Genomic DNA, 26,085 nt, shown 5'->3' with positions numbered 1-26,085 from the left:
TTTTTCCCCAATGGTTCGGAAGTGGATCGGTGATTTTTACCTGAATTCGGCCCGGGCGGAAATTGGGGTTTTCTATGGTCAGGCCTGTTCTTCCACGTACCAGTTGTCTTCCGACAGCATCACCTGCTGATGGCCATAGCCGGCCGGCATCATGGGGAAGCAGTTCTCCTGGGGCTGGACGACGACATCCAGGAAGTAGGGGCCGTCGTATGCCAGGCAGGCGGCAAGGGCCGCGCCCAGATCGGCGGGGTCTTCGACCCGCGCCGCGCCCCAGCCGAAGGCCCGGGCCAGCGCGACGAAATCCGGGATCGAGGCGTTGTAGCTGTGGCTGTAGCGCCCGTCGTGGATGAGCTCTTGCCACTGGCGCACCATGCCCATGTGCTGGTTGTTGCACAGAACCACCTTGATGGGCGTGCGATGCTGGCTGGCCGTGGCCAGTTCCTGGATGTTCATCAGCGCCGACGCGTCGCCGCTGACGCACACCACCGGCTTGCCCGGATTGCCGATCTGGGCCCCGATGGCCGCCGGGATGCCATAGCCCATGGTGCCCGCGCCGCCCGAGGTCAGCCAGCGATTGGGCCGGTTGAACTTGATGTACTGCGCGGCCCACATCTGGTGCTGGCCCACGTCGGTCGAAATGATGGCGTCGCTGCCGGTGAGCGCCTGGTCCAGCGCGCGCATCAATTGCTGCGGCAGTATGGCCTGGGCGGACGGCTGGAAGCCCAGGCAGTCCTTGGCGCGCCACACGCCGATGCGCTCCCACCAGGGTTTCAGGCGCGCCGGGTCGATGTCCAGCCGGCCGATCTCCTTGCGCAGGGCGCGCAGCATGGGATAGCAGTCGCCCACCAGGGCGACGTCGGCGCGCACGACCTTGTCGATGGAGGCCGGGTCGATGTCCAGGTGGATCTTGGCGGCATGCGGGCAGAAGTCGGACAGCCTGCCGGTGATGCGGTCGTCGAAGCGCGCGCCCACGCAGATGATGAGGTCGGCGTGGTGCATGGCGAGGTTGGCTTCCAGCGTGCCGTGCATGCCCAGCATGCCCAGGAACAGCGGGTCGTCGGCGGGGAAGGCGCCCAGACCCATGAGGGTCAGCGTGCACGGCGCGCCCATGTCCTGCACCAGCGCGGTGAAGGCGTGGCAGGCGTCCAGCCCGGAATTGATCAGCCCGCCGCCGCCATAGAAGACCGGGCGCTTGGCATTGGCGATCAGCGAAGCGGCGCGCTTGACGGCGGCTTCGGTGGCCGGCGTGGCGGTTTCTATGGGCTCCGGCGGCGCGGCGGCGTCCGTGCCGCCGGCGGCCGGCACCAGGCCGATCTGCATGTCTTTGGGGAAGTCGAGCAGCACCGGGCCCGGCCTGCCCGACCGCGTGAGGCCGTAGGCCTTCGCGACCAGGGCCGGGACGTCTTCGCTGCGGCGGATCTGCGCATTCCATTTCGTGACCGGACGGGAAATGGCGATGGCATCGCATTCCTGGAAGGCGTCGGTGCCGATCGCGCTGGTCGCGACCTGGCCGCTGATGCACAGCACCGGTATGGAATCGCACAAGGCGTCCAGCAGGCCGGAGGTGGTGTTCGCCATGCCCGGGCCCGAGGTCACGATCACCACCCCGGGCTTGCCCGTGGAACGGGCGTAGCCTTCGGCGGCGTGGACGGCCCCCTGCTCGTGGCGGACCAGCACGTGGCGGATGCGCGGCTCGGAATACAAGGCATCGTACAAGGGCAGGACGGCGCCCCCAGGATAGCCGAAAATGGTGTCCACACCATGCGCGATCAAGGTTTCCAGCAAGGCTTGCGCGCCATTCCGGCTGACGGGTTCAGTAGAAGTATTCACGGCACGTCGCTTTATTGCATAAGATATCGGGATACGGGAAGTGTATTCTTTTTTCCCCCACCCAAACACCTGGAAAGCATGAGCCGCCCACCCGAACCCTGGCACCTGGTCAAACAGTCCCCGCTGCATGGCACCGGCGTCTTCGCCCGGCGCGACATCCCCGCCGGCACGCGCATCATCGAATACCGCGGCAAGCGCATCACGCCGGAACAGGCGGACGCCCTGCACCCGGTCAATCCCGACGATCCTTTCCATACTTTCTTCTTTTCGCTGAGCAACGGCAAAGTGATAGACGGCGGGCAGAACGGCAATGACGCGCGCTGGATCAACCACTCCTGCGCCCCCAACTGCGAAACCCAGGAAAGCCCGCAGGGCAGCCGGGTGTTCGTCTTCGCCCTGCGCGACATCCCCGCCGGCGACGAGCTTTTCTACGACTACGGTCTAGTGATGGACGGCCGGATCACCAAGACGCTGCGCAAGCAATACGGCTGTCTTTGCGGCAGCGCAGCCTGTCGGGGGACCATGCTGGCGCTGCCCAAGGAAAAGCCCGGGAAGAACGAAGACAAGAAAGAAAAGAAGGAAAAGAAGAACAAGAAAGACGGGAAGGCAAAGAAGAAGGACGAGAAAGAAAAGCGGGAAGGCAAGCGGAAGAAGGCGAAAAGCTAGCGCGCCGACCCGCCTGGCGCGCCTTTCCGCGAGACGTCCGCGTCAAAGCAGCGGCATGGGCGCTTGGCCGCCTTGCCGCCTCAGATACACGGCGAACAGATCGGCCAGCAGCGTGGCCGCCGAAGAAGGCGGCGCATGCTTCAGGCGCAGGCTGCCCACGACGGCGTCGGGCAGGCGGATGCCGAATCTCATCAAGCCGTGGGCGTCCGCCGCGATGGACGGCGCCTGGAAGAACACGGACGGCAGCACCGTCAGCATGTCGCTGTTGCGTATGAGCTGCCAGTTGGACAGCGTCGAATTGCAATCGACGATGCGCCTGGGCGGCGCCAGGCCCTGGTCCGCCATCCATTTCAGGACCCGTTCGCTATAGCTGCCCGGATGCAGGCTGAAGATCCATTCATAGTCCAGCAGCGGCGCGAGCTCGGTGGCGTTCCGCGCCGGATGCCCCGCGCGCCCCACGATGTGGAAGGGCGTATGGATGATGGGCTCGAACGACAAGGTGTCGGGCACGAAGCCGGGATCGGCCATCACGAGGGCGAAATCCAGCTCGCCCTTCTGCAGCGCGGGCACCACGATGGACGGCAGGCCCTCGCGCAGGTTCAGGGCGATGGCCGGCCGCAAGCGCCGGAAGTGCGTCCAGACGTCGGACAGCACCGACAGCGCCACCATGGGCGTCACGCCCACGGACAGCCGTTCCGGCGCGGAACCCGACAGCGCCCGGATCTCGGCTTCGGCGATGTGCAGCTGCCGGCGCGCCACCTTGGCGCGGTCGTGCAGGATGCGGCCGGCCTCGGTCAGCTGCACGCCGCGGTAGCTGCGGCTCAGGAGCTCGGCGCCGACGTCGCTTTCCAGCTCGCGCAGCGATTTGGTCAGGGCGGCTTGCGACAGATTGAGCCGGCGGGCGGCGCCCCGTATGGTGCCGGCCTCCGCCACCGCCAGCAGCGCTCTCAGGCTATGGTCTTTCATGGCAATATGATAACCAATGGTTGTCACCAAAAACTAAATATCAGTAACGGCGAACCGGGCGGCGTACCGATAATGCCGGCATGACTGCCAATTTCGACACCGCCATCGACTGGGACGCCTACGTCGCCCTGCGCCGAGACCTGCACCGCCACCCCGAACTCGGTTTCCAGGAGTTCCGCAGCGCCCGCCTGGTGGCGGACCGCCTGCGCGCGCTGGGCTACGACGTGGTGGAAGGCGTGGCCGGCACGGGCGTGGTCGGCACGCTCAGGAACGGCGATTCCAGCCGCCGCATCGGCCTGCGGGCCGACATGGACGCCCTGCCCATCCAGGAAAGCACCCGCGTCGACTGGGCTAGCGAAGTCCCCGGCGCCATGCATGCCTGCGGCCATGACGGCCATACCGCCATCCTGCTGGCCGCCGCCGAGATCATCGCGCGCAAGCGCAAGTTCGACGGCACGGTGCACCTGATCTTCCAGCCCGCGGAAGAGCTGGGCGGCGGCGGCGGCGCGCGCCGCATGATAGAAGAAGGCCTTTTCGAGCGCTTTCCCTGCGACGCGGTCTTCGCCATGCACAACATGCCGGGCTGGCCCGCCGGGCAGTTCCTGTTCCGCGAAGGCGCGATGATGGCCTCGTCCGACCGCGTCGTCGTCACGTTCAACGGCAAGGGCGGGCACGCGGCGGTGCCTCATCGCACCGTCGACCCGACCATCGCCGCGGCCAGTGCCATCATGGCCCTGCAGACCATCGCGTCGCGCAACATCGATCCGCTGGACAGCGTGGTCGTCAGCATCGGCACACTGCAGGCGGGGGCGGCCTACAACGTCATTCCCGACAGCGCCCGGCTGGAACTGAGCGTGCGCGCCTTCTCGCCCGCGGTGCGCGACGAACTCGAAGCCCGCATCCGGCGCATCTGCACCCTGCAGGCGGAAAGCTATGGCGCCACGGCGCAGGTGGACTACCAGCGCGGCTATCCCGTGCTGGTCAACACCGCGGACGAAACCCGCGAGGCGGTCGAGGTCGCGCGCCGCGTCTTCGGCGCCGAGAACGTGCAGCCGGACACCGAGCCGCTGATGGGCAGCGAAGACTTCGCCTACATGCTGCGGGAAAGGCCGGGCTGCTACCTGCTGATCGGCAACGGCGTGATCGGCGCAACCGACCCGGGCACCGGACTCAGGCATTGCATGGTCCACAACCCCGGCTATGACTTCAACGACGCCTGCCTCGCCCCCGCCGCCACCTTCTGGGCGGCGCTGACGGAGTACAGGCTCGGCCCGCAATAACCCAACGCATCACAAGAAAACATCGGAGACACCATGCTCAAAAGCAAACTCATCCTGGGATCGGCCTGCGTCGCGCTGGCCTGCCTTGCCTTGCCCGCCGCCGGCCAGTCCAACGGCCAGATCAGCCTGGTCGTGCCCTATCCCGCCGGCGGCGGCTCGGACTTCATCGCCCGGACCATCGCACCCGCCCTGTCCAAGGCGCTGGACCGCATCATCATCATCGAAAACCTGAGCGGCGCCGGCGGCGCGGTGGGCAGCAACCGCGTCCTGCAGCGCCCGGCCGACGGCAGGACCCTGCTGCTGGGCTCCCCCAATGAAGTGATCCTGGCGCCCGCTGTCAACCCGGCGCTGGAATACAAGCCGGATGCCTTCCGCCTGGTCGGCCCCGCCACCCAGACCAGCCAGGTCCTGGTCGGCCGCCCCAACCTGGAAGCGGCGGACGTGCGCGCCCTCATCGCCCGCAGCAAGGCGCCGAACACGGACGCCGTCAGCTATGGCAGCGTCGGCATCGGCTCGCTTTACCACGTGACGGGCGCCGTGCTGGCGGCCGAGACCGGCGGCAACATGTTCCACGTGCCCTATCGCGGCGCCGCCCCCCTGGTGCAGGACCTGATGGGCGGGCAGGTGGATGTTTCCTTTCTGCCCCTGGCGGGCAACGTGCTGGGGCTGATCCGCGAAAAGAAGCTCAAGGCCTACGGCGTCGCCCAGGCCGAACGCAACCCGCTCGCGCCCGAGATCCCCACCCTGGGCGAAGTGGCGCCGGAACTGAAGAGCTTCCAGTACCCCACCTGGGCGGGGCTGCTGGTCAGGGCGGAAACGCCCGACGACGAAGTGCGCAAGCTGCAGGCGGCGCTCAAGCAGGCCTTGTCCGACCCGCAAGTGCGGTCCGCCATCGAGGCCAGCGGCTCGGCCGTGGCCGAACCGCTGAGCCTGGAACAGGCCAAGGACCAGTACCGGCGCGAGACCGAGCAATTCCTGAAGATCGTGGCGGACCGGGCGATTTCCGTGAACTGATCCACGGTTCGGGGCCCGGCCCCGGCCGCCGCCGGCCGAACACGGGAAACCCCGGGGATACGAAAGTGCCGCAAAACGTTAGCATGTCGGCTATTCTTTCAAGCTTGCTCGTTTTCCCGTATTCCAATGCCACATGCCCATGACAAGGCCGCCGACGATTCCGATTTCGTCGTGGCCGTGCCCAAAGATCCTCCCGTCAAAGTGCCGCTCAAGATCGAAGACTGGATCTCGGTGCTGATCATGGCGGCGCTCGCGCTCATCACCTTCGCCAACGTGCTCGTCCGCTACTTCACGGACGGCTCCTTCGCGTGGTCGGAGGAAATCTCCGTCTTCCTGCTCATCGTGCTGACCATGACCGCCAGCGCCACCGCCTTCGTGCGCAACCAGCACATCCGCATCGAAGCCTACGCCGACAGCGGCGCCGAATCCCGCCAGCGCAGGCTTGCCATCGTGGTCAACGCCCTGGTCCTGCTCTTCTTCCTGCTGCTCACCATTCTTTCGGGCCGCATGGTCTACGACGACTACACCTGGGGCGACACCTCGCCGGCCATCGGCATCCCCAACTGGTGGTATACGGTCTGGATGCCGGTGCTGGCCCTGGGCATCTCCCTGCGCATCGCGGGCATCCTGCGCCGCCTGCTGCATTCCCGCACCGGCGAGTCCCGCACATGATCGTCGCCACGCTGTTCGTCGTCTTCATCGTGCTGATGGTCGTCGGCATGCCGGTGGGCGTGGCCCTGGGCATCGCCGGCACACTGGCCATCGTGCTGTCCAACCTGGACACCCAGTGGTTCGGCCTGTTGGCGGTTCCGCAGAACTTCTACGCCGGGCTGGCCAAGTATCCGCTGCTGGCCATCCCCATGTTCGTGCTGGTCGGGTCCATTTTCGACCGCTCTGGCGTCGCCAGCCGCCTGGTCAACTTCGCCATTTCCATCGTGGGGCGCGGGCCGGGCATGCTGCCGCTGGTCGCCATCGCCGTCGCCATGTTCCTGGGCGGCATTTCGGGTTCGGGGCCGGCCTGCGCCGCCGCCGTGGGCGCCGTCATGATCAGCGCCATGAGCCGCGCGGGCTATCCGCGGCCTTTCTCCGCCAGCATCGTCGCGGCGGGGGCGGCCACCGACATCCTCATCCCGCCTTCCATCGCCTTCATCGTCTACTCCATCCTGGTGCCCCAGGCCTCGGTGCCGGCCCTGTTCGCGGCGGGCATGGTGCCCGGCATCCTGGCCGGCATCGCGCTCATCGTGCCGGCGGTGTGGCTGTCGCGCCGCCACGACATGGGCGGCCATGAAAGATCCCTGCCGCGCCCGCCGTTCTGGCGCAGCCTGTTCGAGGCATCCTGGGGCCTGGCCGCGCCGGTGCTGATCCTGGGCGGCATGCGCATCGGCCTGTTCACGCCCACCGAAGCCGCCGTCGTGGCCGTGTTCTACGGGCTGTTCGTCGGCATGGTGGTGCATCGCACCATCAAATTCCGCGACCTCTTCATCATCCTGCGCGAAGCCGCCGAGCTGTCCGCCGTCATCATGCTGGTGGTCACGCTGGCCGGCATCTTCGCCTGGGCGCTGTCCACGCTCAGCGTCATCGACCCCATCGCCCATGCCATCGTCAATTCCGGCCTGGGCGAGTACGGCGTGCTCACCCTGCTCATCGCGCTGATCATGATACTGGGCATGTTCCTGGACGGCATCTCCATTTTCCTGATCTTCGTGCCGCTGCTCATGCCCATCGTCAATGCGTACGGATGGGACCCGGTCTGGTTCGGCGTGCTGCTCACCCTGAAGGTCGCCCTGGGGCAGTTCACGCCGCCCCTGGCGGTCAACCTCATGGTGGCCTGCCGGATCGCCCAGGTGCCCATGGAAAGCACCGTGCGCTGGGTGGTCTGGCTGCTGTGCTCCATGTTCACCGTGCTGGTCCTGGTTATCATTTTCCCCGAGCTGGCCCTGTGGCTGCCTCGATACCTAGGGTACTGACCCGACGGCCGCCCGCGCGGCCATACTCACCACTGACGCATCCGCGAAAAGGAGACCCCATGAAAATCCGCACACTGCTCGGCGCCCTCGCCTGCTCCATCGCAGCGCTGGGCCTTGCCGGCACCGCCCAGGCGGCCAACTACAAGTCCGAATACAAGCTTTCGCTCGTCGTCGGCACGGCCTTCCCCTGGGGCCAGGGCGCCGAAATCTGGGCCAACAAGGTCCGCGAGCGCACCAACGGGCGCATCAACATCAAGCTGTATCCGGGCGTATCGCTGGTGCAGGGCGACCAGACCCGCGAGTTCACCGCCATCCGCCAGGGCCTGATCGACATGGCGCTGGGCTCCACCATCAACTGGTCGCCGCAAGTCAAGCAGCTCAATCTGTTCTCCCTACCCTTCCTGATGCCCGACTACGCCGCCATCGACGCCCTCATCCACGGCGAAGTCGGCAAGGTCTTGTTCAAAGACATCGAAAAAGCGGGCGTCGTGCCCTTGGCCTGGGGCGAGAACGGCTATCGCCAGATCAGCAACTCCAAGCACGAGATCAAGTCGCCCGACGACATGAAGGGCCTGAAGCTGCGCGTCGTCGGCTCGCCGCTCTTCATCGACACCTTCACCGCCCTGGGCGCCAACCCCACGCAAATGAGCTGGGCGGATGCACAGCCCGCGCTCGCCACCGGCGCCGTCGACGGCCAGGAGAACCCGCTGTCCATCTTCGCCGCCGCCAAGCTGCACGACGTCGCCCAGAAGAACCTGACCCTCTGGAACTACGTCGCCGACCCGCTGATCTTCGTGGTGAACAAGCAGGTGTGGGAATCCTGGACGGAAGAGGACCGCAAGATCGTCCGCGAGGCCGCGATCGAATCGGGCAAGGAACAGATCGTGCTGGCGCGCAAGGGCGTCACCCCCGAGGACCCGTCCCTGCTCAAGGCCATCGAAGGCCATGGCGTGAAAGTCACCTCCCTGACGCCTGAACAGCACGAGGCCTTCGTCAAGGCGACCAAGCCGGTCTTCGACAAATGGAAGAAGACTGTCGGCGAACAGCTCGTCGATCAGGCCCAGAAAGACATCGCCAATCGCAAGAAGTAAGCCAGTAAGCCGCGCGGCGGGGCGGGGCGGGCCGGCCGGGCCGCGCCTACTCCGCCAGTTCCGCCAGGCAGTCCTCGGCCGAGCCGATCACCACTTTCGCCGAGCAGGCGATCATGAGGTTCAGATTCAGGCCGAAATCCTCCACGGTATAGCCCTGCGCATCGATGTGGCAGCGCCCCGCCGGGGTGGGCATCACCGCCGTCGCCACCTGCTTGACCAGCGGCCGGGCTTCGCTGGTATAGACCCACACGGGCTTGCCCAGCGCGGCCGCGTAGCCCACTTCGAACACGGTGCCCGAATCGGGTTCGGCCCCGCGGAAGGGGTTGACGTTGGCCATCACGATATCGGCCCGCTGGATCAGGGCGATGTTCGCCTTGCAGATCCAGCGCGCCTGCTCGTGGCCCGACATGCCCGAGGGGGTCTCGTTGTCCAGCGGGTACAGGCCTTCGTAGCCGTATTTGCTGCAAAGCAGCTTCAGCGTCGAGCCCCAGGCGCGGGCATCCGGGCGGAATACGTCGAAGCCTGCGAGATAAATGGTTTTCACGTGCTGCTCCCGGGCGGGCGGCGCGGACCGGGCCCCGCCGCTCCATCCCTCGTCTTTATTTGAAAGCGGTTTCTATGAAGCTGCGCAGCTTGCGGGAATGCAGGCGCTCGCGCGGCATGTCCCGCAGCAATTCCAGCGCCCGGATCCCGATATGCAGATGCCGGTTGACCTGGGTGCGGTAGAAATCGCTGGCCATGCCGGGCAGCTTGAGTTCGCCGTGCAGCGGCTTGTCGGACACGCAGAGCAACGTGCCGTAGGGCACGCGGAAGCGGAAGCCGTTGGCCGCGATGGTGGCGGATTCCATGTCGAGCGCGATCGCCCGCGACTGGGACAGGCGCTGCACGGGTTCGTGATGGTCGCGCAATTCCCAGTTGCGGTTGTCGATCGAGGCGACCGTGCCGGTTCGCATGATGCGCTTCAAGTCCCAGCCTTCCAGGCCGGAGACGTCGGCCACGGCCTGTTCCAGCGCGATCTGGATCTCGGCCAGCGGCGGCACGGGCACCCACAGGGGCAGGTCGTCGTCGAGCACGTGGTCCTGGCGCACGTAGCCGTGGGCCAGCACATAGTCGCCCAGGCGCTGGGTGGTGCGCAGCCCCGCGCAATGGCCCAGCATGAGCCAGGCCGACGGCCGCAGCACCGCGACGTGGTCGGTGATCGTCTTGGCGTTGGACGGGCCCACGCCTATGTTGATCAGGGTGATGCCGTTGTGCTTGTCGCGCAGCAGGTGGTAGGAAGGCATCTGCGGGTTGCGCATCAGCGGCTGGCCTTCGCGCTCGGCGTCCGGCCCCGGCCGGGTGATGATGTTGCCCGGTTCGACCAGGGCGGTGTAGCCGCCCTCGGCCTGGGCCAGCGTCTCCTTGGCCCATTGGTAGAACTCGTCGACGTAGAACTGATAATTGGTGAACAGCACGAAGTTCTGGAAATACGCCGGCGCCGTGGCCGTGTAATGCTGCAGGCGGTGCAGGGAATAATCCACTCGCGGCGCCGTGAACGGGGCCAGCGGCAATGGGTCTTCGCGCCTGCCCTTCCAGGTGCCGTTGACGATGGCGTCGTCGGTCACGGCCAGGTCGGGCACGTCGAAGTGGTCGCGCAGCGCGTCGCCCAGCAGGGATTCGGAATACACGCCCTCGACGTTCTGGCCGTCCACATAGGAAAAATGCAGAGGGATGGGCATGTCGGACTCGCCCACTTCGACCGGCACGCCGTGGTTCTTGATCAGCAGGCCGATCTGCTCCAGCAGATAATCGAAATACAGGGCGGGCTGGGTGACGGTCGTCATGTACACGCCCGGCTCGACCACGTGCCCATATGACAGCCGGCTGTCGACTTCCTGGTAGGTGGCGACCTTGATCCGGATGGCCGGATAGCAGGCGCGGATGCGCCGCTTGCCCGGTATGCCGCTTTTCACGTATGCCGCGAAGCCGTCGCGGATGAAAGCGGTGTTCCGGTCATAGATTTCCACCAGGCGCTCCACCGCCGCCCGGGCATCGGTATAGCTGGTGAACGGCATGACCGGTGGGAGCGCGATCGGGTTGACCGCATCCTGTGAATCAAACATGTCTGTTACCTGAAAGAGAGTTCGGCTGCCCTGCCGCCACAGTATATAAAGCAACCATGACAAAAAGGGCGGATATTGGTTTAATACCCCCGAACCCGAAAACGACGGGCCGTGGCCCGCCAACTTAAAAGGCCGTATCGAGCGTGATCATCAACGCCGTCTTCCCGCTGTTTGCGCTCATTCTGCTCGGCTACCTCAGCGCCCGCAACCGCCTGCTGGGGCCCGCGGCCGTCGAAACCCTGAACAAATTCGTGGTCTGGATGGCCTTGCCCGCGCTGCTGTTCCAGGCCATGGCGAAGATCAGCTGGGAACAGATCAACCAGCCCGGGTACCTGGCCGCCACCGCCCTGGGCATCGCCATCGTGTTCGCGGTCTCGTACTTCACCGATCGCCAACGCCGGGGGCGCCTGGCCGACGCCAGCATAGAAGGCCTGGCCGCCTCGTATTCCAATGCCGGGTTCATGGGCATTCCGCTGTGCCTGATGCTGTTCGGCGAAGCGGGGCTGCCCGCCGTCGTGCTCGCCACGCTGCTGACGGCCTGCGTGCTGTTCGCCTTCGCCATCGTCCTGATCGAAATCGACCTGCAGGGTTCGCCCAATCTGCTCCATACCCTGGCCAAGGTGAGCCGGTCGCTGAGCCGCAACCCGCTGGTCGTGTCGCCGCTGCTGGGCCTGATCGTGGCCGCGCTGGAATGGCCGCTGCCCTACGCCCTGGAGCAGTTCACCGCCCTGCTGGGCGCGGCGGCCAGCCCCTGCGCCCTGATCACCATAGGCCTGTTCCTGGCGCAGGACCAGCCCCGGGCCCGCCACGGCGCCGTCTGGCGCATCGTCGGGCTGAAGCTCGTCCTGCACCCGCTGGTCACTTTCATTCTGGCGTACTGGGTCTTCAGCATGCCGCCGCTATGGGCCGGCACCGCCGTGCTGCTCGCGGCGCTGCCGGTGGGCACCGGCCCCTTCATGCTGGCGCAGCTGTACCAGCGCGAACCCGCCGTCACCTCGCGGGCGATACTGATTTCCACCGTGCTGTCGCTGGCGACCGTTTCGGTGCTGGTCGCGCTGCTGGAAGGCGCCTGACGGCATCCTGGACGACGGCGATCGGCTCGCGCGTCAGGCCAGCTGGTCCATGAACAGGGCCAGCGCCACGTCGCGCTCGGTCACGCCCTTGGCGTCGTGCGTGGTCAGCGTCACGCTGACCCGGTTGTACACGTTCGACCATTCCGGGTGGTGGTCCAGCTTCTCGGCCTGCATCGCCACCTGCGCCATGAAGCCGAACGCCTCATTGAAATTCTTGAAGATGAAGGTTTTGTGAATGGCGTCGCGCCCTTCGACGGCGGCCCAGCCTTCGAGCAGCAAAAGGGCCGAGGGCGCTCCTATCAGTTTCAGTTGGCTTTTCATCGCGATGTCCTTGTCCTTGAGTCCGGTAGGAACTTTAAGTTGCAAGTCCTTTGACTGGGGCGCGGTTGAGGTCTTGCTCCCCGCAGTCCATACTACCTTGTATTATCAACCTCTTACCATGGAAGCGTGATGACGGAAAGAACCTCATGCAAGCGGCTTCAAGTTGCTACGGAGCTTTATCAATTTGTCGAGCGCGAAGCGCTGCCCGGCACAGGCGTCGCCCCTGAAGCGTTCTGGTCCGGCCTCGACGAACTCGTACACGACCTCGCGCCGCGCAACCGCGAACTCCTGGCGGAACGCGACCGCCTCCAGGCCGAAATCGACGACTGGCATCGCCGCAACCCGGGCCCCATCCGGGACCAGGCCGCCTACCAGGCTTTTCTGCGCCAAATCGGCTACCTGCAAGACGCCCCCGAGCACGTGGCCGTCAAGACCACCCACGTCGACGCCGAAATCACCCAGCAGGCGGGGCCGCAGCTGGTCGTGCCCATCACCAACGCGCGCTACGCCCTGAACGCGGCCAACGCGCGCTGGGGCAGCCTGTACGACGCGCTGTACGGCACCGACGCCATCCCCGAAGACGACGGCGCCACCCGTGCCGGCGGCTACAACCCCGTGCGCGGCGCGAAAGTCATCGCCTACGCGCGCCGCTTCATGGACGACAGCATACCGCTGGCACAGGGCTCGCACGCCGACGCCACGGCCTACGCGGTCGCCGACGGCGGGCTCCGGGTCGCCTTGCGCAATGGGCAGGACACCACGCTGGCCGATCCCGCCTCGTTCGTGGGCTATCGCGGGCAGCCCTCCGCGCCCGAGGCCCTCGTGTTCCGGCACCACGGGCTGCACTTCGAAGTCCAGATCGACGCCACCCACCCGATCGGGAGGCAGGACGCCGCCGGCATCAAGGACCTGGTGCTGGAATCGGCCGTCACCACCATCATGGATTGCGAAGACTCCATCGCCGCCGTCGACGCCGAAGACAAGGTGGCCGCCTACCGCAACTGGCTGGGCCTGATGGACGGCAGCCTCACGGAAGAAGTCTCCAAGGGCGGGAAATCCTTCACGCGGGCCCTGAACCCCGACCGCGAATACACCGACCTGAAGGGCGACAAGCGCACCTTGCACGGCCGCTCGCTGATGTTCATCCGCAACGTGGGCCATCTCATGACCAATCCCGCCGTGCTCGACGAAGCCGGCCGGGAAGTCCCCGAAGGCATACTCGACGCGGTCTTCACCTCGCTCATCGCCATGCACGACCTCGCGCGCAAGGGCAATTCGCGCGCAGGCTCCATCTACATCGTCAAGCCCAAGATGCACGGCCCGGCGGAGGTCGCCTTCGCCAATGAATTGTTCGCGCGCACCGAAGCCCTGCTCGGCCTGGCGCCCAACACCCTGAAAATGGGCATCATGGACGAAGAACGCCGCACCAGCGCCAATCTCAAGGCCTGCATCGCGGCGGCCAGCCAGCGCGTGGCCTTCATCAACACCGGCTTCCTGGACCGCACCGGGGACGAAATGCATACCTCCATGGAGGCCGGCGCCATGGTGCGCAAGGGCGACATGAAGCGCAGCGTCTGGATCGACGCCTACGAGCGCAACAACGTGCAGACCGGCCTGGAATGCGGGCTGCGCGGCCAGGCGCAAATCGGCAAGGGCATGTGGGCCATGCCCGACCTGATGGCCGACATGCTGGTCCAGAAGATCGGCCACCTGAAGGCCGGCGGCAACACCGCCTGGGTGCCCTCGCCCACCGCGGCCACGCTGCACGCCCTGCACTATCACCAGGTCGACGTCCAGGAAATCCAGCGCGGCATGGAAGGCAAGTCCGAACCCCTGCTGGAAAAAATCCTCACGATTCCCGTCGCCGCCGACACCAGCTGGTCGGCCCGGGAAATCCAGGAAGAGCTCGACAACAACGCCCAAGGCATCCTGGGCTATGTCGTGCGCTGGATCGACCAGGGCATAGGCTGCTCCAAGGTGCCCGACATCCATAACGTCGGCCTCATGGAAGACCGCGCCACCCTGCGCATCTCCAGCCAGCACATGGCCAACTGGCTGCGCCACGGGGTCGTCAGCAAGGAACAGGTCATGGAAACCATGCAGCGCATGGCCGCCGTGGTCGATTCCCAAAACGCGGGCGACCCGGCTTACCGGCCCATGGCGGGCAATTTTGACACCTCGGCCGCGTTCAAGGCGGCCTGCGACCTGGTCTTCAAGGGCCTGGAACAGCCCAACGGCTACACCGAGCCGCTGCTGCACCAGTGGCGGCAAGTGGTCAAGGCGCAAGCCCGCGCCTAGCCGCGCTCCGCTTCGGGCCCGCACGCGCAAGCGCTGCGGGCCGGCAGGCGCCCGGCTACCCCGGAAACGGCCCGCGCAACGTGGAACCGCGCATTCTGACGCCCAGGTCCCTCGCCACGCTGCGCAAGGCATCCACCATCAAATCCAGGCGCTGCTCCACGCGGGGCGTCAGCGTGGATACGCTCAGCGCGCAGATGCCGTGCCCGTATGCATCGCCGAGCGCGACCCCCAAGGACCGCACGGGAAGATCGGGCGCGTCCTTGGTGGAATAACCGTCTTCCCGCGCGCGCCGCACCATCTCCATGAAGCGCGCGGTGCAAGGTTCGTCGCGCGCCCGCAGCCTGGCGGCATTGCGCTCCAGCAATTCCTCCACTTGCTGGTCCGGCATCAGGCTCATCAACGCAATGCTGCCCGCACCGCAGCCCAGCGGCCGGCGCTGGCCGACGCCAAGCACCAGCACCTTGATCGGAAAATGCCCTTCCTGGCGATCCATGCACACGGCGTCCAGGCCGCTGCGCACCGTCAGGAACGCGCTGTCGCCCGTGATTCTCGACAAATCCCGCAGGGCTTCCGAGCACCATTGCAAAGCCGGCACCGAAGGCTGGGCCGCCAGGCCCAGCTCGTATAGCAAGGGCCCCAGCCGATAGACGCGGCTCGACGGGTCCTGGACCAGCAAGGATTCGTCCACCAGACGCCGCAAGATGCGATGCGCGGTGGGCCGTTCGATGCCGACGTGGGCGGCCACGTCCGCCAGGCCATAGCCCGCCTGGCCCGCCGCTGCGACGGCGCGCAGCACGGCGGCCGCCCGCCCGATGCTCTGCGTGCCTCCCGTCTCGGTTTTTTTCATTGTTAAGTCCATATCGTGGAATTTGACCAATATTAAGTCCAATATTTGACAGGATAATACCTCGGCTCGCTCGAGCTGGCGAGCGCGCACCCACATTCCTCTGGAGACAACGAACAATGCAAGCAAAAGCATGGCGCAGCGCGGCCGTCGGCTTGGCCGGACTGTGCACCTCTTTCTCGATCGCAGCCGCCGCGTATCCCGCCGGCCCGGTCTCGACCGTGATCTCGTTTCCGCCCGGCAATTCGGCCGACCTGGTCGGGCGCACCATCGCACAGAAGCTGCAGGACGCGCTGGGGCAACCCTTCGTTGTCGACAACAAGGGCGGCGCGGGCGGCATCATAGGCATCGAATACGTCACGCGCGCCAAGCCCGACGGCTACACCATCACCGTGACGTCCCTGTCGCCGGTCAGCGTCATACCCGCCGTCAAGAAAGTCCCCTACGATCCCGTCAAGCAGCTCGCCCCCATTTCCCTGCTGGCCCAGGGGCCGATGGTGATCGTGGTACGCAAGGATTCCCCGTTCAACACCCTGCAGGAGCTCATCGACCATGCCAGGGCGAATCCGGGCAAGCTCAATTACGGCTCGCTCGGCCCCGGCACCATCAGCCAGATGACCACCGAACTGTTCAAGTCGGCCGCGGGCATAGAACTGACCGAAATCCCCTACAAGGGCAGCGCCCAGGCCCTGACCGACCTCATCGGCGGCCAGATCCAGGTGCTGTTCGACGGCATGGCGTCGGCCATGCGCCAGATCGACGCCGGCACCGTGAAAGGCCTGGCGGTCACCATTCCCCAGCGTTCCCCCATGATGCCCGACACGCCTTCGATCGCGGAAACCGGCATTCCCGGCCTCAAGGATTTCCAATCGCAAGGATGGATGGGCGCTTTCGCGCCGGCGGGGACGCCGCCCGAGGTCATCGCCCGGCTGCACAAGGAAATGCAGGACGCGCTCAAGAGTCCGGACGTCATCGAGCGCTTCGCCGCATCCGGACTGCTGGCCGTGGGCTCGGACACGCCCGCCGACTTCGCCCGTTTCGTGGAGGCCGACTTCAATCGCTGGTCGTCCGCCGCTCAAATGCTGGGCCTGCGGCCCACTGAGAAATAACCGTCAGGAAGGTATGCACGTGAGCCAATTCGAAACCCTGCTGGTCGACGAGCCCATCCCGGGCGTTCTGCTGGTCACCCTCAATCGCCCCGAATTCTCCAATGCCTTCAATACCCAGACGGGCCGGGACCTGTACGAGGTTTTCCACCCGCTGGAGCTCGAACACCGCAAGTATCGCTGCGTCGTCCTCACCGGCGCGGGGAACAAGGCGTTCTGCGCGGGCGGCGACCTGAAAGAGCGCAAGACGCTGACCGAAGAACAATGGGTGCTGCAGCATGAGCTGTTCGAGCGCACCTTCCGGCATATCCTCAATTGCCCCTTGCCGGTGCTGGCGGCCGTCAATGGCGCCGCATACGGCGGCGGGCTGGAATTGCTGCTGCAGTGCGACTTCGCCTATGCCTCGCACGATGCCCGCTTCGCCCTGACCGAGGTTTCGCTGGGCATCATGCCGGGCGGAGGCGGCACGCAATCGCTGCCGCGCGCCGTCGGCGAGCGGCGCGCCAAGGAACTCATCCTGACCGCCGCCCCCTTCAGCGCCCGGGAAGCGCTGGAATGGGGTGTCGTCAATCGCCTGTTCGCGCCCGAAGACGTGCTGCCCAAGACACTGGAGGCGGCGCAGCGCATCGCCGGCAACGCTCCGCTTTCGGTGCGCCAGGCCAAGCATTCCATCCATTATGGCCTGCAGATGGACCTGAACTCCGGAATGATGTTCGAGCTGGAGGCCTACCAAAGAATGGTCCACAGCGAGGACCGCCGGGAAGGCATTCTGGCCTTCAACGAAAAGCGGAAACCCGTTTTCAAAGGAAGATAGCACCATGTCCGGCAGCTCGAACCGCCATTTGCCCCTGGACGGCCATACGGTCTTCGAAATAGGGCAGAATGTCGCCGCGCCGTTCGCCGGCCAGATTCTGGCCGACCTTGGCGCTGAAGTCATCAAGATCGAGAAACCCCGAGGCGACGACGCCCGCCACTGGGGGCCTCCCGACTGGGAAGGCGCGTCCGCCATGTTCCAGACGCTGAATCGCAACAAGACGTCGCAAGTGTGCGACTTCCGGGATGCGGCGCAGGTGGCGCGATTGCGCGACCAGATCCTGCGCGACGCCGACGTCGTGATTCAGAACTTCCGGCCCGGCGTCCTGGAATCGCTGGGGCTGGACGCCGGGACGCTGCAAGCCCGCAAGCCCGAGCTGGTGTATTGCGACATGGGCGCATTCGGGCGCGGCGGCCCGCTGTCCGGCCTGCCCGGCTACGATCCGCTGATGCAGGCCTATGGCGGCCTCATGAGCGTCACCGGCGAACCCGGCCAGGCTCCGGTGCGCACCGGCTATTCCGTCATCGATTGCGCGACCGGCATGTGGGCCGCGATCGGCATTCTTTCAGCTCTGCTGCAGCGCCGGCAAGACCGGAAGGGCACGCGGGTCGAGGTCTCCCTGTTCGAGACGGCCCTGGGCTGGATGCAGGTCGCCGGCGCGCAGCATCTCGCCAGCGGAGAAATCCCCGGCCGCCACGGATCCGGAGCGGCGACCATCGTTCCCTACGGCGCCTATCTCGCCTCCGACGGGCATCTGGTCATCGCCGCCGGCAACGATGCGCTGTTCGGCAAGCTCAGCGCCTTGCTGGGCCATCCAGAATGGGCCGACGATCCGCGTTTCCGCTCCAACCCGGCGCGGGTCGTGCACCGCAAGGAGATCGACCGGCTCATCCAGGCCGAAGTCGCCCTGCAAACGCGCGACCACTGGATCATGGCCTTGCGCGACGCCCAGGTGCCTTGCGCGCCCGTCCAGGACACCGCGGAAGCCTTCGGCTGCGAACAGGCCCGGGCGCTGGGCGTGCTGCAGGACGTTCCCGGCAGCGCGATGAAGTTCATGGGCCTTCCGCTGAGGCTGGACGGCAGGCGTCCGGAAATACGCAAGGCGCCGCCCGCCCTGAACACGCCGAAACAGGAGGCCACCGCATGAGCCCGCATCCGAACGCCCCCGAAGTGCTGGTGCGGGAGGTCGGCCTGCGCGATGGCATACAAGGGCTGGCGACCATCGGCACCGAAGACAAGCTGGCCTGGCTGGCGCGGGAAGCCGACGCCGGCATTCCGGCCTTCGAACTCACCTCCTTCGTGCCCGCGCACGTGCTGCCGCAATTCTTCGACGCCGAAGACCTCGTTGCGCGCGGCAAGCGGCAATGCAAGGCGGCGCTCTCGGCCCTGGTCCTGAACGACAAAGGCGCCCGGCGCGCGCTCGCTTCCGGCGTCGACGGCATCGTCTTCGTGATTTCGGCCAGCGCCGCGCATTCCGCCAAGAACGCCCGGACGACGCCCGAAGACGCGCTGGCGGCCGTCAGGCAGCTGATCGCTTCGCTGCGCTCGCTGCCCGGCAGGCCCCGGATAACCGGAGCGATCGCCACCGCCTTCGGCTGCACTTACCAGGGTGCGATCTCCCCTGAGCTGGTGCTGTCGCTGGCGGAAGGGCTGGCGGCGGCGGGCGTGGACGAACTCTCGCTGGGCGACACCGTCGGTTTCGCCGGCCCCCGCCAAGTCCGCGAATTGTTCACCCGGCTGCGCAATGAGTTGGGCGGCCTTCCCCTGGGCGCGCATTTCCACGATACGCGCGGCATGGGCATGGCCAATGTCCTGGCCGCGCTGGACGCCGGCGCGACCCGCTTCGATGCGTCGCTGGGCGGCCTGGGCGGCTGCCCTTTCGCCCCGGGCGCAACCGGCAACATCGCCACGGAAGACCTGTGCTTCCTGCTCGACGAATACGGGGTGGACACCGGCGTCGACCTGGAAAAGCTCCTGGCCGTGCGCCGCTGGCTGGCGCAATTGCTGCCGCACGAGCCGCTGCATGGCGCATTGTCGCGCGCGGGCCTGCCGCGCGCCGTTCATTCTTGATACCGGAAAGGCTGATCATGAGCACACCACACACCGAAGCGCCGCGCGAGGTCTCCATCGAGCTCGGCATGGACTACGACGACATCCGCGCGAGCGTGCGGCGGATCTGCGCCGATTTCCCCGGCGCCTACTGGCGCGACCTGGATGAACGCCAGGGCTATCCATCGGAATTCGTCGCGGCCCTGACCGAGGCCGGCTACCTGGGCGCCCTGATCCCCGAGGAATACGGAGGCAGCGGGCTGCCCCTGCGCGCCGCCTCGGTGATCCTGGAAGAAATACACGCGGCCGGATGCAACGCCGGCGCCTGCCACGCGCAGATGTACATCATGGGCACGCTGCTGCGCCATGGCAGCGAGGAACAGAAAAGAAAATACCTGCCGGACATCGCAAGCGGCAAGCTGCGCCTGCAGGCCTTCGGCATCACCGAGCCCACCACGGGGTCGGACACCACCCAGATCAAGACCCGCGCGGTGCGCGACGGCGACAACTACATCATCAACGGCCAGAAAGTCTGGACGTCGCGCGCGCGCCATTCAGACCTGATGCTTTTGTTGGCGCGCACCACGCCCGCCGAACAGGTCTCGAAGAAGACCGACGGCATCTCGGTGTTCCTGGTGGACCTCCGGACGGCGCAAGGCAGCGGCGTCGAGATCCGGCCGATCCGGGCGATGATCAACCACAACACCACCGAGGTCTTCATCGACAACCTGGTGGTGCCGGCCGCCAATCTCGTGGGCAGCGAAGGCAAGGGTTTCCGCTACATCCTGGACGGCATGAACGCGGAACGGATACTGTGCGCATCGGAAGCCATAGGCGACGCGCGCTGGTTCATCAAGACCGCCGCCGCCTACGGCAATGAACGGATCGTGTTCGGCCGCCCCATCGGCCAGAACCAGGGCGTGCAGTTTCCCATTGCCCGCGCCTATGCGGAAACCGAGGCGGCTGAAATGATGGTGCGCAAGGCAACCGCCCGTTTCGCCGCCGGCCTGGACTGCGGCGAGGACGCCAATATCGCCAAACTGCTGGCGTCGGAAGCCGCCTGGCATGCCGCCGAAGCCTGCATGCAAACCCACGGGGGCTTCGGCTATGCCGCCGAATACGACGTGGAACGGAAATGGCGCGAATGCCGCGTCATGCAGATCGCGCCCGTTTCCTCCAACCTGATACTGTCTTACATCGGGCAGCATGTATTGGGCATGCCCCGTTCCTTCTAAGGTCCGACATGGCGACCCTGGCTCAGCAAATGGCGCGATTCATCGCATTGGACATCCATGCGGGCATCGGCGCGAGCTTGCGCGACACCGTGCTCGTCGCGTTCCTGGACACGGCGGGCTGCATATTGTCGGGCCGCAATGAGGCCGTCACGCGGCAACTGTCAGCCTGGCTGGATCAGCGCTATCGAAACGACCGGGCGGCGCGCCTGCTGTTTTCCGAGGAGCGGCACAGCGTCGCGGCCGCCGCCATGCTGAATGCCGTGTCGGGCCATGCGCTCGACCTGGACGATGTCGCGCTGGCCGGGCACCCCAGTGTGGTGCTGGTGCCGGCGCTGCTCGCCGAATCGGACCACACGGGCGCCCGCGGCCCCGCCCTGGTGAGCGCCTATATAAAGGGCTACCAGGTCTGGGCCGACTTGCTGCGGCGGCTGCCCGACCCCCTGCACGTGAAAGGGTGGCATCCGACCGCCGTCCTGGGGACGATGGGCGCCGCCGCCGCGCTATGCGCCCTGCGCAATACCGCGCCCGACGTAACCGCCCATGCCCTGGGCATCGCCGCCAGCCGCGCGTCCGGCCTGGTCGCCAACTTCGGCTCCATGACCAAGCCCCTGCATGCAGGCTGGGCCGCCGAACAAGCCATTAGCGCCGTCGACCTCGCCCTGCTGGGCATGACGGCGTCCATGGACGCCCTGGACGGCCCCACCGGCTTGCTGACCGCTCTTTCATCGGAGCGGCCGCCCGATCGGCAAACGCCCTTCTTCGAAACCGGCGAACTCGCCATCAGCCAAGTGCGCCCGAGCGTAAAGAAATACCCCGTCTGCTATGCCATGCACCGGGTCATAGACGGCGTGATCGGCCTCAGGAACCGGCACGGGCTGCGGCCCGCAGACGTCGAGCGCATCGACGCCCACGTCAGCGTCACCAACGCGCGGGTATTGAAATACGAACGTCCGGCGGGCCCGCTGGAAGCCAAGTTCAGCATGCCCTTCGCTTGCGCCTGCGCCCTGGCCTTCGGCGAGGTCGGCTTGCGGCATCTGAGCGCGGAGACCTTGTCCGACCCCGCCGTGCGAGGCCTGATGCCCAGGGTGCGCATGCAGGAGCTGGACTCGCAATGCCCCATCGAGCCCAGCTTCGCCTATACCGACCGCGTGTGCATCACCCTGAAGAATCAGACCGTGCTCGATAGCGGGCCCATTCGTTTCGCCGTCGGGCACGCCCAGTTGCCCCTGGCGCCCGAACAGATCGAAGCCAAGGTGCTGGGCTGCGCCGACCCGGCCGAAGAGGCCGAGGTCCGCGCCCTGATCGCCCGGCTGCGCGGCCTGCTGGGCGATCGCCCCTGAACGATTCAGGCGGCGATTCCCTGTATCCGGTCGGACAGCCGCCGCGCCGCGGCCATGGCCAGCTTTGCGAACTCGGCTTCCTCGGCTTCGGCCATGCCCGCCCGGCCATGCACGATCACCAGGCTGCCCAGGATCTCGCCGTCGCCGAACACCGGCGCGGCGATGCCGGTGACGCCCGGGTCCAGCTCGCCCCGCGAGACGTAATGGCCTTGCTTGCGCACCTGGCGCAGCCGGCGGGAAAACGCGGCCCAGTCGGCGCCCATGCGCAATGCGTCGTCCCGGCTAGCGGGGTCCTGCAGCGCCGCCTCGTAGAGGCGCTTCAGCCGGCGCCGCTCCATGAAGGCCAGCACCACATGGGCTTGCGAACCCCTGAACAGCGGCATGGGCAGACCCTTGCTGTAGCGCAAAGGGATGGGCTTGCCGGCCGCGACATGCGCCACGTTGACCAGCGTCCGGTCGTACATGTTGCACAGCAGGACGTCGCCCCCGGTGCCGCGCGCCAGGTCCGCCATCAGGCCGCCCGCGGCGGCGATGATGGGATCGCCCGTGCTGATCAGGTATTCCAGCTCGATGATCTTCATGCCCAGGCGATAGCGCCCCGCCAGGCGCGACAGCAGGCCGGCCTCGACCATGTCCGCCGCATAGCGGTACGCCGACGCCGCGCTGATGTCCAGCGCCTGGACGATGTCGTCGATGCCGATCAGCGCGCGTTCCGGGCCGAACAGGCACAGGATGGCGGAGACGCGGTGGATGACGGATTTGTCCTTGGAAATGGCGGTGCCCTCCTGGAAAACGACAATTATCTCATTTAAAAAGAAAATTGACTTAAATCAGATTTGGAAATAGACTTGATTATCGAATAACAATAAATCGGTCCAATCTCATATCCATCTGTCAGCGACGAGGGCAAGACATGCATACCGCGCTCAAAGCGTATCCCTTCGATTTCAAACAGCGCAGCGCCCCGCCGCGCGGCGGCGCCGCGCGCGAATCCCACCCCGTCGTGGTCGTGGGCGGCGGCGTCGCCGGCCTGACCGCGGCGCTCGCCCTGGCCGCGCAAGGCGTCAAGACCGTCGTCATCGAGGCCGACGACACCGTCTGCTACGGCAGCCGCGCCATCTGCATATCGCGGCGCAGCCTGGAAATCTACGACCGCCTGGGCGTCGCCGAGGCCTTGCTGGCCGTCGGGCTGCCATGGACGGGCGGCCGGTCCTACTACCGCGACCGCGAGGTGCTGCATTTCACCATGCCGCACGATCAAAACCAGAAGCTGCCGCCCATGGTCAACATGCAGCAGTACTATCTGGAAGAAGCGCTCGTGCAGGCTTGCGAAAAAGCGGCCGGCACCATAGACCTGCGCTGGAACTCACGGGTCACGGCCGTGCCGTCCAACGATGAACAGGGCGCGCTGCTGCAGGTCGAAAGCGGCCGGGACCGGTACGAAATCCAGGCCGACTGGGTCATCGCCGCCGACGGCGGGCGCAGTTTCATGCGTGAGGCCCTGGGCCTGCAACTGAAGGGCACGGCCTATGAAGGCCGCTATGTGGTCGCCGACATCGAACTGGAAACCGACCTGCCCACGGAACGCCTGGCCTGGTTCGACCCGCCCTCGAATCCCGGCTCCACCATATTGATGCACAAGCAGCCCGACAATGTCTGGCGCATAGACTATCAGCTGCGCGAAGGCGAAGACCCCGAAGAAGCCGTCAAGCCCGAGAACGTGCTGCCCCGCGTCAAGGCCCACCTGGACATGATCGGCCAGACGGGCGAATGGTCGCCGCTGTGGATCACCATCTACAAGGCCAACGCCCTGACGCTCGAGCGCTATCTGCACGGCAGCGTGCTGTTCGCCGGCGACGCCGCCCATCTCGTTCCCATATTCGGCGTGCGCGGCGCCAATTCCGCCATCGACGACGTCGACAACCTGGCCTGGAAGCTCGCGGCCGTGCTGCACGGCAAGGCCGACCGCGCGCTGCTGGACAGCTATTCCGAAGAACGCGTGTTCGCCGCCCACGAGAACCTGAAAAGCGGCATGAAAAGCACCGAGTTCATGGCGCCGCCCACCTTCGCCTTCAAGCTCATGCGCGAAGCCGTGCTCAGCCTGGCGGGCGATACCCCGGGCGTGCGCAGCCTGATCAACCCGCGCCAGACCAGCGCCATCGCCTATGCGGATTCCAGCCTCAACGCCCCCGACAGCGAAGACGCCGCCTTCCGCGGCGGCCCGGCCGCCGGCACCGTGCTGCCCAACGCGCCCGTCGTCCTGCATGCCCCGCCCCGCGCGCCGCTCGACGGCCATCTGTGCGACCATGTGCCGCCGGGCCGCTTCCTGATCCTTCATTTCGACGCGGGCCAGGGCGCGCCGGCCGACGTCGCCGACGCCCATGCCCGGCTCCAGCGCGAGGGCGTGGACGTCGACCTCCTGCCGGTCGTCCGCGGCGCCGGCGCGGCTCCCCAGGGCGTCCATCTGCTCGACCCGACCGGCGCGGCCTTCCGGCTGTACGACGCCGAAGCCGGCGCCACCTACCTGGTCCGTCCCGACGGCCACGTCGCCGGCCGCTGGCGCTCGGCGCGGCCGGACGGCATCGTACGGGCCGCGACACGCATCCTGCATCCATCCAACAGCCGTACCGGAGGCCAACCATGACCGAACTCGACCTGGACCGAGTCTACACGAAGCTGTGCCACACCCTGGGCGAACTGGGGGAAGGCGCCGCCGCGGGGATGCTCAGCCGCTTCGCGCTGCTGGCCATGCTGGAAATCGGCGATGCCGACAAAATCGAAGCGCTGATAGAACGCGCCGCGCTCAGCACGTAAAAGAAAGCCGCCTTGCGGCGGCTTGCTTGCGCGCGGAAACCCGGATCAGGAACGGACCTTGGCGATGACCTCGTCCAGCCTGGCCAGCAGCAGATCGACTTCCTGTTCGGTGATGTTCAGCGCCGGCATGAAACGCAACAGGTTCGGGCGCGGCGCATTCAGCAGCATGCCTTCCGGCGACCAATCGCGCGCGGCATCGACGATGGCCGGGCCGTCGTCGCGATCCAGCATCAGCGCGCGCAGCAGCCCTTCGCCGCGCTCGCCCTTCATGCCCCATTTGCCGGACAGCGCGTTCAGGCCCTGCGCCAGCTGCGCGGCGCGCGCATTGACGGCATCCAGGAAGCCAGGCGCCGCCAGCGCGTCGAACACCGCCACGCCGGCCGCCGTCATGAGCGGGTTGCCGTTGTACGTGCCGCCCTGATCCCCATGGGCGAACACCGAAACCTCTGCACGCGCGCACAGGGCCGCCAGCGGCACCCCGCCGCCTATGCCCTTGCCCAGCGTCATGATGTCGGGCGTGATGTCCGAGAGCTGGTAGGCGAACATCTTGCCCGTGCGGCCCATGCCGGTCTGCACTTCGTCCACGATCAAAAGCAGGCCGTTGTCGTCGGCCAGCTTGCGCAGCGCGCGCATGAAGTCGCGCGTGGCGGGAATGACGCCGGCCTCGCCTTGCACGGGCTCCAGCATGATCGCCACGGTCTGGTCGTCGATGAGCGCGCGCACCGACTCCAGGTCATTCAGATTGGCCTTGGGGAAGCCTTCGACCTGCGGCGCGAAAATGCGGTCCCAGCCCGGCTTGCCCGATGCCGACATGGTCGCCAGCGTGCGGCCATGGAAGCTGTGGTCGAAGGTGATGATCTTGTATGCCCCGTTGCGCTTGAGCTGCCCCCACTTGCGCGCCAGCTTGATGGCGCCTTCGTTGGCTTCGGCGCCGCTGTTGGCGAAGAAGATGCGATCGAAGCAGGATGCCCCGGTGAGGCGCTTGGCCAGTTCCATGGACGGCTGGTTGTAGAACGCGGGCGACGGGTTGATCAGCAAAGCCGCCTGGTCGGTCACCGCCTTGACCAGCTCGGGCGGGCAATGGCCCAGGCTGTTCACCGCCCAGCCCTGCACGATGTCGAGGTATCGCTTGCCATTGTGGTCTTCCAGCCACGAGCCCTGTCCGCGCACGAAAACCAGTTCGGGACGCGAGGTGATTTCCATGAGCGCGTCCACGCCCGACCGATCAAATTTCATTTTTGCATCCTGTAGTCAAAAGTAGCGGTAATGGCAGCA

At 66.4% G+C, this 26,085-nt stretch carries 24 protein-coding genes; 16 read left to right on the top strand and 8 right to left on the bottom strand.

Annotation, left to right across the window (positions count from 1 at the left end; translation table 11 throughout):
• Nucleotides 1–78 precede the first annotated feature (78 nt).
• Nucleotides 79–1,830, bottom strand: coding sequence for a biosynthetic-type acetolactate synthase large subunit (ilvB, locus tag H0A72_RS02425; protein ID WP_343060221.1), 1,752 nt, complete (start codon nucleotides 1,828–1,830; stop codon nucleotides 79–81).
• A gap of 78 nt (nucleotides 1,831–1,908) precedes the next feature.
• On the opposite strand from ilvB, the gene H0A72_RS02420 reads away from it, so the two are divergent.
• Nucleotides 1,909–2,496 (top strand): SET domain-containing protein, encoded by a 588-nt coding sequence (locus H0A72_RS02420; protein WP_180153447.1) that lies wholly within the window; start codon nucleotides 1,909–1,911, stop codon nucleotides 2,494–2,496.
• A 42-nt stretch (nucleotides 2,497–2,538) separates the two neighbouring features.
• Here the strand turns inward: H0A72_RS02420 and H0A72_RS02415 are convergent, their stop codons facing one another.
• Nucleotides 2,539–3,462, bottom strand: coding sequence for a LysR substrate-binding domain-containing protein (locus H0A72_RS02415; RefSeq protein WP_180153446.1), 924 nt, complete (start codon nucleotides 3,460–3,462; stop codon nucleotides 2,539–2,541).
• 80 nt (nucleotides 3,463–3,542) lie between these two features.
• Between H0A72_RS02415 and H0A72_RS02410 the strand changes: the two genes are divergently transcribed.
• The 5 genes from H0A72_RS02410 (at nucleotide 3,543) to H0A72_RS02390 (ending at nucleotide 8,814) form a co-directional block, all read left to right on the top strand.
• Nucleotides 3,543–4,742, top strand: a complete 1,200-nt coding sequence (locus H0A72_RS02410; protein ID WP_180153445.1) for a M20 aminoacylase family protein — start codon at nucleotides 3,543–3,545, stop codon at nucleotides 4,740–4,742.
• 33 nt (nucleotides 4,743–4,775) lie between these two features.
• Nucleotides 4,776–5,756 carry a tripartite tricarboxylate transporter substrate binding protein gene (locus H0A72_RS02405; protein ID WP_180153444.1) on the top strand — a complete coding sequence of 327 codons (981 nt, stop codon included), beginning with the start codon at nucleotides 4,776–4,778 and terminating at the stop codon, nucleotides 5,754–5,756.
• Nucleotides 5,757–5,882: 126 nt separating this feature from the next.
• Nucleotides 5,883–6,428, top strand: coding sequence for a TRAP transporter small permease (locus tag H0A72_RS02400; RefSeq protein WP_180153443.1), 546 nt, complete (start codon nucleotides 5,883–5,885; stop codon nucleotides 6,426–6,428).
• On the top strand, nucleotides 6,425–7,723 hold the full coding sequence (locus H0A72_RS02395) for a TRAP transporter large permease (protein WP_180153442.1): 1,299 nt from the start codon (nucleotides 6,425–6,427) through the stop codon (nucleotides 7,721–7,723). Before H0A72_RS02400 ends, H0A72_RS02395 begins: the two co-directional genes overlap by 4 nt.
• 59 nt (nucleotides 7,724–7,782) lie before the next feature.
• Entirely contained in the window at nucleotides 7,783–8,814 is a 1,032-nt protein-coding gene (locus H0A72_RS02390; protein ID WP_180153441.1) for a DctP family TRAP transporter solute-binding subunit, read from the top strand.
• 46 nt (nucleotides 8,815–8,860) lie between these two features.
• On the opposite strand, the gene H0A72_RS02385 is transcribed toward H0A72_RS02390, so the two are convergent.
• Nucleotides 8,861–9,358, bottom strand: coding sequence for a nucleoside 2-deoxyribosyltransferase (locus tag H0A72_RS02385; RefSeq protein WP_180153440.1), 498 nt, complete (start codon nucleotides 9,356–9,358; stop codon nucleotides 8,861–8,863).
• 55 nt (nucleotides 9,359–9,413) lie between these two features.
• Entirely contained in the window at nucleotides 9,414–10,868 is a 1,455-nt protein-coding gene (locus H0A72_RS02380) for an AMP nucleosidase (protein ID WP_425502534.1), read from the bottom strand.
• Between the two features lie 191 nt (nucleotides 10,869–11,059).
• Here H0A72_RS02380 and H0A72_RS02375 point away from each other — a divergent pair, with 191 nt between their 5' ends.
• On the top strand, nucleotides 11,060–11,989 hold the full coding sequence (locus tag H0A72_RS02375) for an AEC family transporter (protein ID WP_180153438.1): 930 nt from the start codon (nucleotides 11,060–11,062) through the stop codon (nucleotides 11,987–11,989).
• 33 nt (nucleotides 11,990–12,022) lie between these two features.
• Here H0A72_RS02375 and H0A72_RS02370 read toward each other — a convergent pair whose 3' ends face one another.
• Nucleotides 12,023–12,310, bottom strand: coding sequence for a 4a-hydroxytetrahydrobiopterin dehydratase (locus tag H0A72_RS02370; RefSeq protein WP_180153437.1), 288 nt, complete (start codon nucleotides 12,308–12,310; stop codon nucleotides 12,023–12,025).
• Nucleotides 12,311–12,439: 129 nt separating this feature from the next.
• Between H0A72_RS02370 and H0A72_RS02365 the strand changes: the two genes are divergently transcribed.
• Complete coding sequence (locus tag H0A72_RS02365) at nucleotides 12,440–14,608, top strand: malate synthase G (protein ID WP_180153436.1); 2,169 nt, start codon at nucleotides 12,440–12,442, stop codon at nucleotides 14,606–14,608.
• A 55-nt stretch (nucleotides 14,609–14,663) separates the two neighbouring features.
• Here the strand turns inward: H0A72_RS02365 and H0A72_RS02360 are convergent, their stop codons facing one another.
• On the bottom strand, nucleotides 14,664–15,455 hold the full coding sequence (locus H0A72_RS02360; protein ID WP_180153435.1) for an IclR family transcriptional regulator: 792 nt from the start codon (nucleotides 15,453–15,455) through the stop codon (nucleotides 14,664–14,666).
• 116 nt (nucleotides 15,456–15,571) lie between these two features.
• Between H0A72_RS02360 and H0A72_RS02355 the strand changes: the two genes are divergently transcribed.
• The 6 genes from H0A72_RS02355 to H0A72_RS02330 are packed head-to-tail and all read left to right on the top strand — an operon-like array spanning nucleotide 15,572 to nucleotide 21,996.
• Nucleotides 15,572–16,561: a Bug family tripartite tricarboxylate transporter substrate binding protein gene (locus H0A72_RS02355; RefSeq protein WP_180153434.1), complete on the top strand. Its 990-nt coding sequence runs from the start codon at nucleotides 15,572–15,574 to the stop codon at nucleotides 16,559–16,561.
• Between the two features lie 13 nt (nucleotides 16,562–16,574).
• Nucleotides 16,575–17,372, top strand: a complete 798-nt coding sequence (locus H0A72_RS02350) for an enoyl-CoA hydratase/isomerase family protein (RefSeq protein WP_180153433.1) — start codon at nucleotides 16,575–16,577, stop codon at nucleotides 17,370–17,372.
• 4 nt (nucleotides 17,373–17,376) lie between these two features.
• Nucleotides 17,377–18,519 (top strand): CaiB/BaiF CoA transferase family protein, encoded by a 1,143-nt coding sequence (locus H0A72_RS02345; RefSeq protein WP_180153432.1) that lies wholly within the window; start codon nucleotides 17,377–17,379, stop codon nucleotides 18,517–18,519.
• Entirely contained in the window at nucleotides 18,516–19,442 is a 927-nt protein-coding gene (locus H0A72_RS02340) for a hydroxymethylglutaryl-CoA lyase (RefSeq protein WP_180153431.1), read from the top strand. Before H0A72_RS02345 ends, H0A72_RS02340 begins: the two co-directional genes overlap by 4 nt.
• A gap of 17 nt (nucleotides 19,443–19,459) precedes the next feature.
• Nucleotides 19,460–20,656 carry an acyl-CoA dehydrogenase family protein gene (locus H0A72_RS02335; RefSeq protein WP_180153430.1) on the top strand — a complete coding sequence of 399 codons (1,197 nt, stop codon included), beginning with the start codon at nucleotides 19,460–19,462 and terminating at the stop codon, nucleotides 20,654–20,656.
• A gap of 29 nt (nucleotides 20,657–20,685) precedes the next feature.
• Entirely contained in the window at nucleotides 20,686–21,996 is a 1,311-nt protein-coding gene (locus tag H0A72_RS02330) for an MmgE/PrpD family protein (RefSeq protein ID WP_180153429.1), read from the top strand.
• 5 nt (nucleotides 21,997–22,001) lie between these two features.
• Here the strand turns inward: H0A72_RS02330 and H0A72_RS22400 are convergent, their stop codons facing one another.
• A complete protein-coding gene (locus H0A72_RS22400; RefSeq protein ID WP_343287140.1) occupies nucleotides 22,002–22,748 on the bottom strand; it encodes an IclR family transcriptional regulator in 747 nt (248 codons plus the stop codon).
• A gap of 161 nt (nucleotides 22,749–22,909) precedes the next feature.
• Here H0A72_RS22400 and H0A72_RS02315 point away from each other — a divergent pair, with 161 nt between their 5' ends.
• Nucleotides 22,910–24,640: an FAD-dependent oxidoreductase gene (locus H0A72_RS02315; protein WP_180153427.1), complete on the top strand. Its 1,731-nt coding sequence runs from the start codon at nucleotides 22,910–22,912 to the stop codon at nucleotides 24,638–24,640.
• The gene (locus H0A72_RS02310) at nucleotides 24,637–24,810 is read left to right on the top strand and encodes a hypothetical protein (protein ID WP_180153425.1); all 174 of its coding nucleotides are present in this window, start codon (nucleotides 24,637–24,639) and stop codon (nucleotides 24,808–24,810) included. Before H0A72_RS02315 ends, H0A72_RS02310 begins: the two co-directional genes overlap by 4 nt.
• A gap of 45 nt (nucleotides 24,811–24,855) precedes the next feature.
• Here H0A72_RS02310 and H0A72_RS02305 read toward each other — a convergent pair whose 3' ends face one another.
• On the bottom strand, nucleotides 24,856–26,046 hold the full coding sequence (locus H0A72_RS02305) for an acetylornithine transaminase (protein WP_180153423.1): 1,191 nt from the start codon (nucleotides 26,044–26,046) through the stop codon (nucleotides 24,856–24,858).
• Nucleotides 26,047–26,085 lie beyond the last annotated feature (39 nt).

It is taken from the genome of Parapusillimonas granuli (genome assembly GCF_013416525.1).
GTDB lineage: Bacteria > Pseudomonadota > Gammaproteobacteria > Burkholderiales > Burkholderiaceae_B > Parapusillimonas > Parapusillimonas granuli.
Note: the sequence above shows the minus strand (reverse complement) of the source record. Positions and strands in the feature narration are given on the sequence as shown.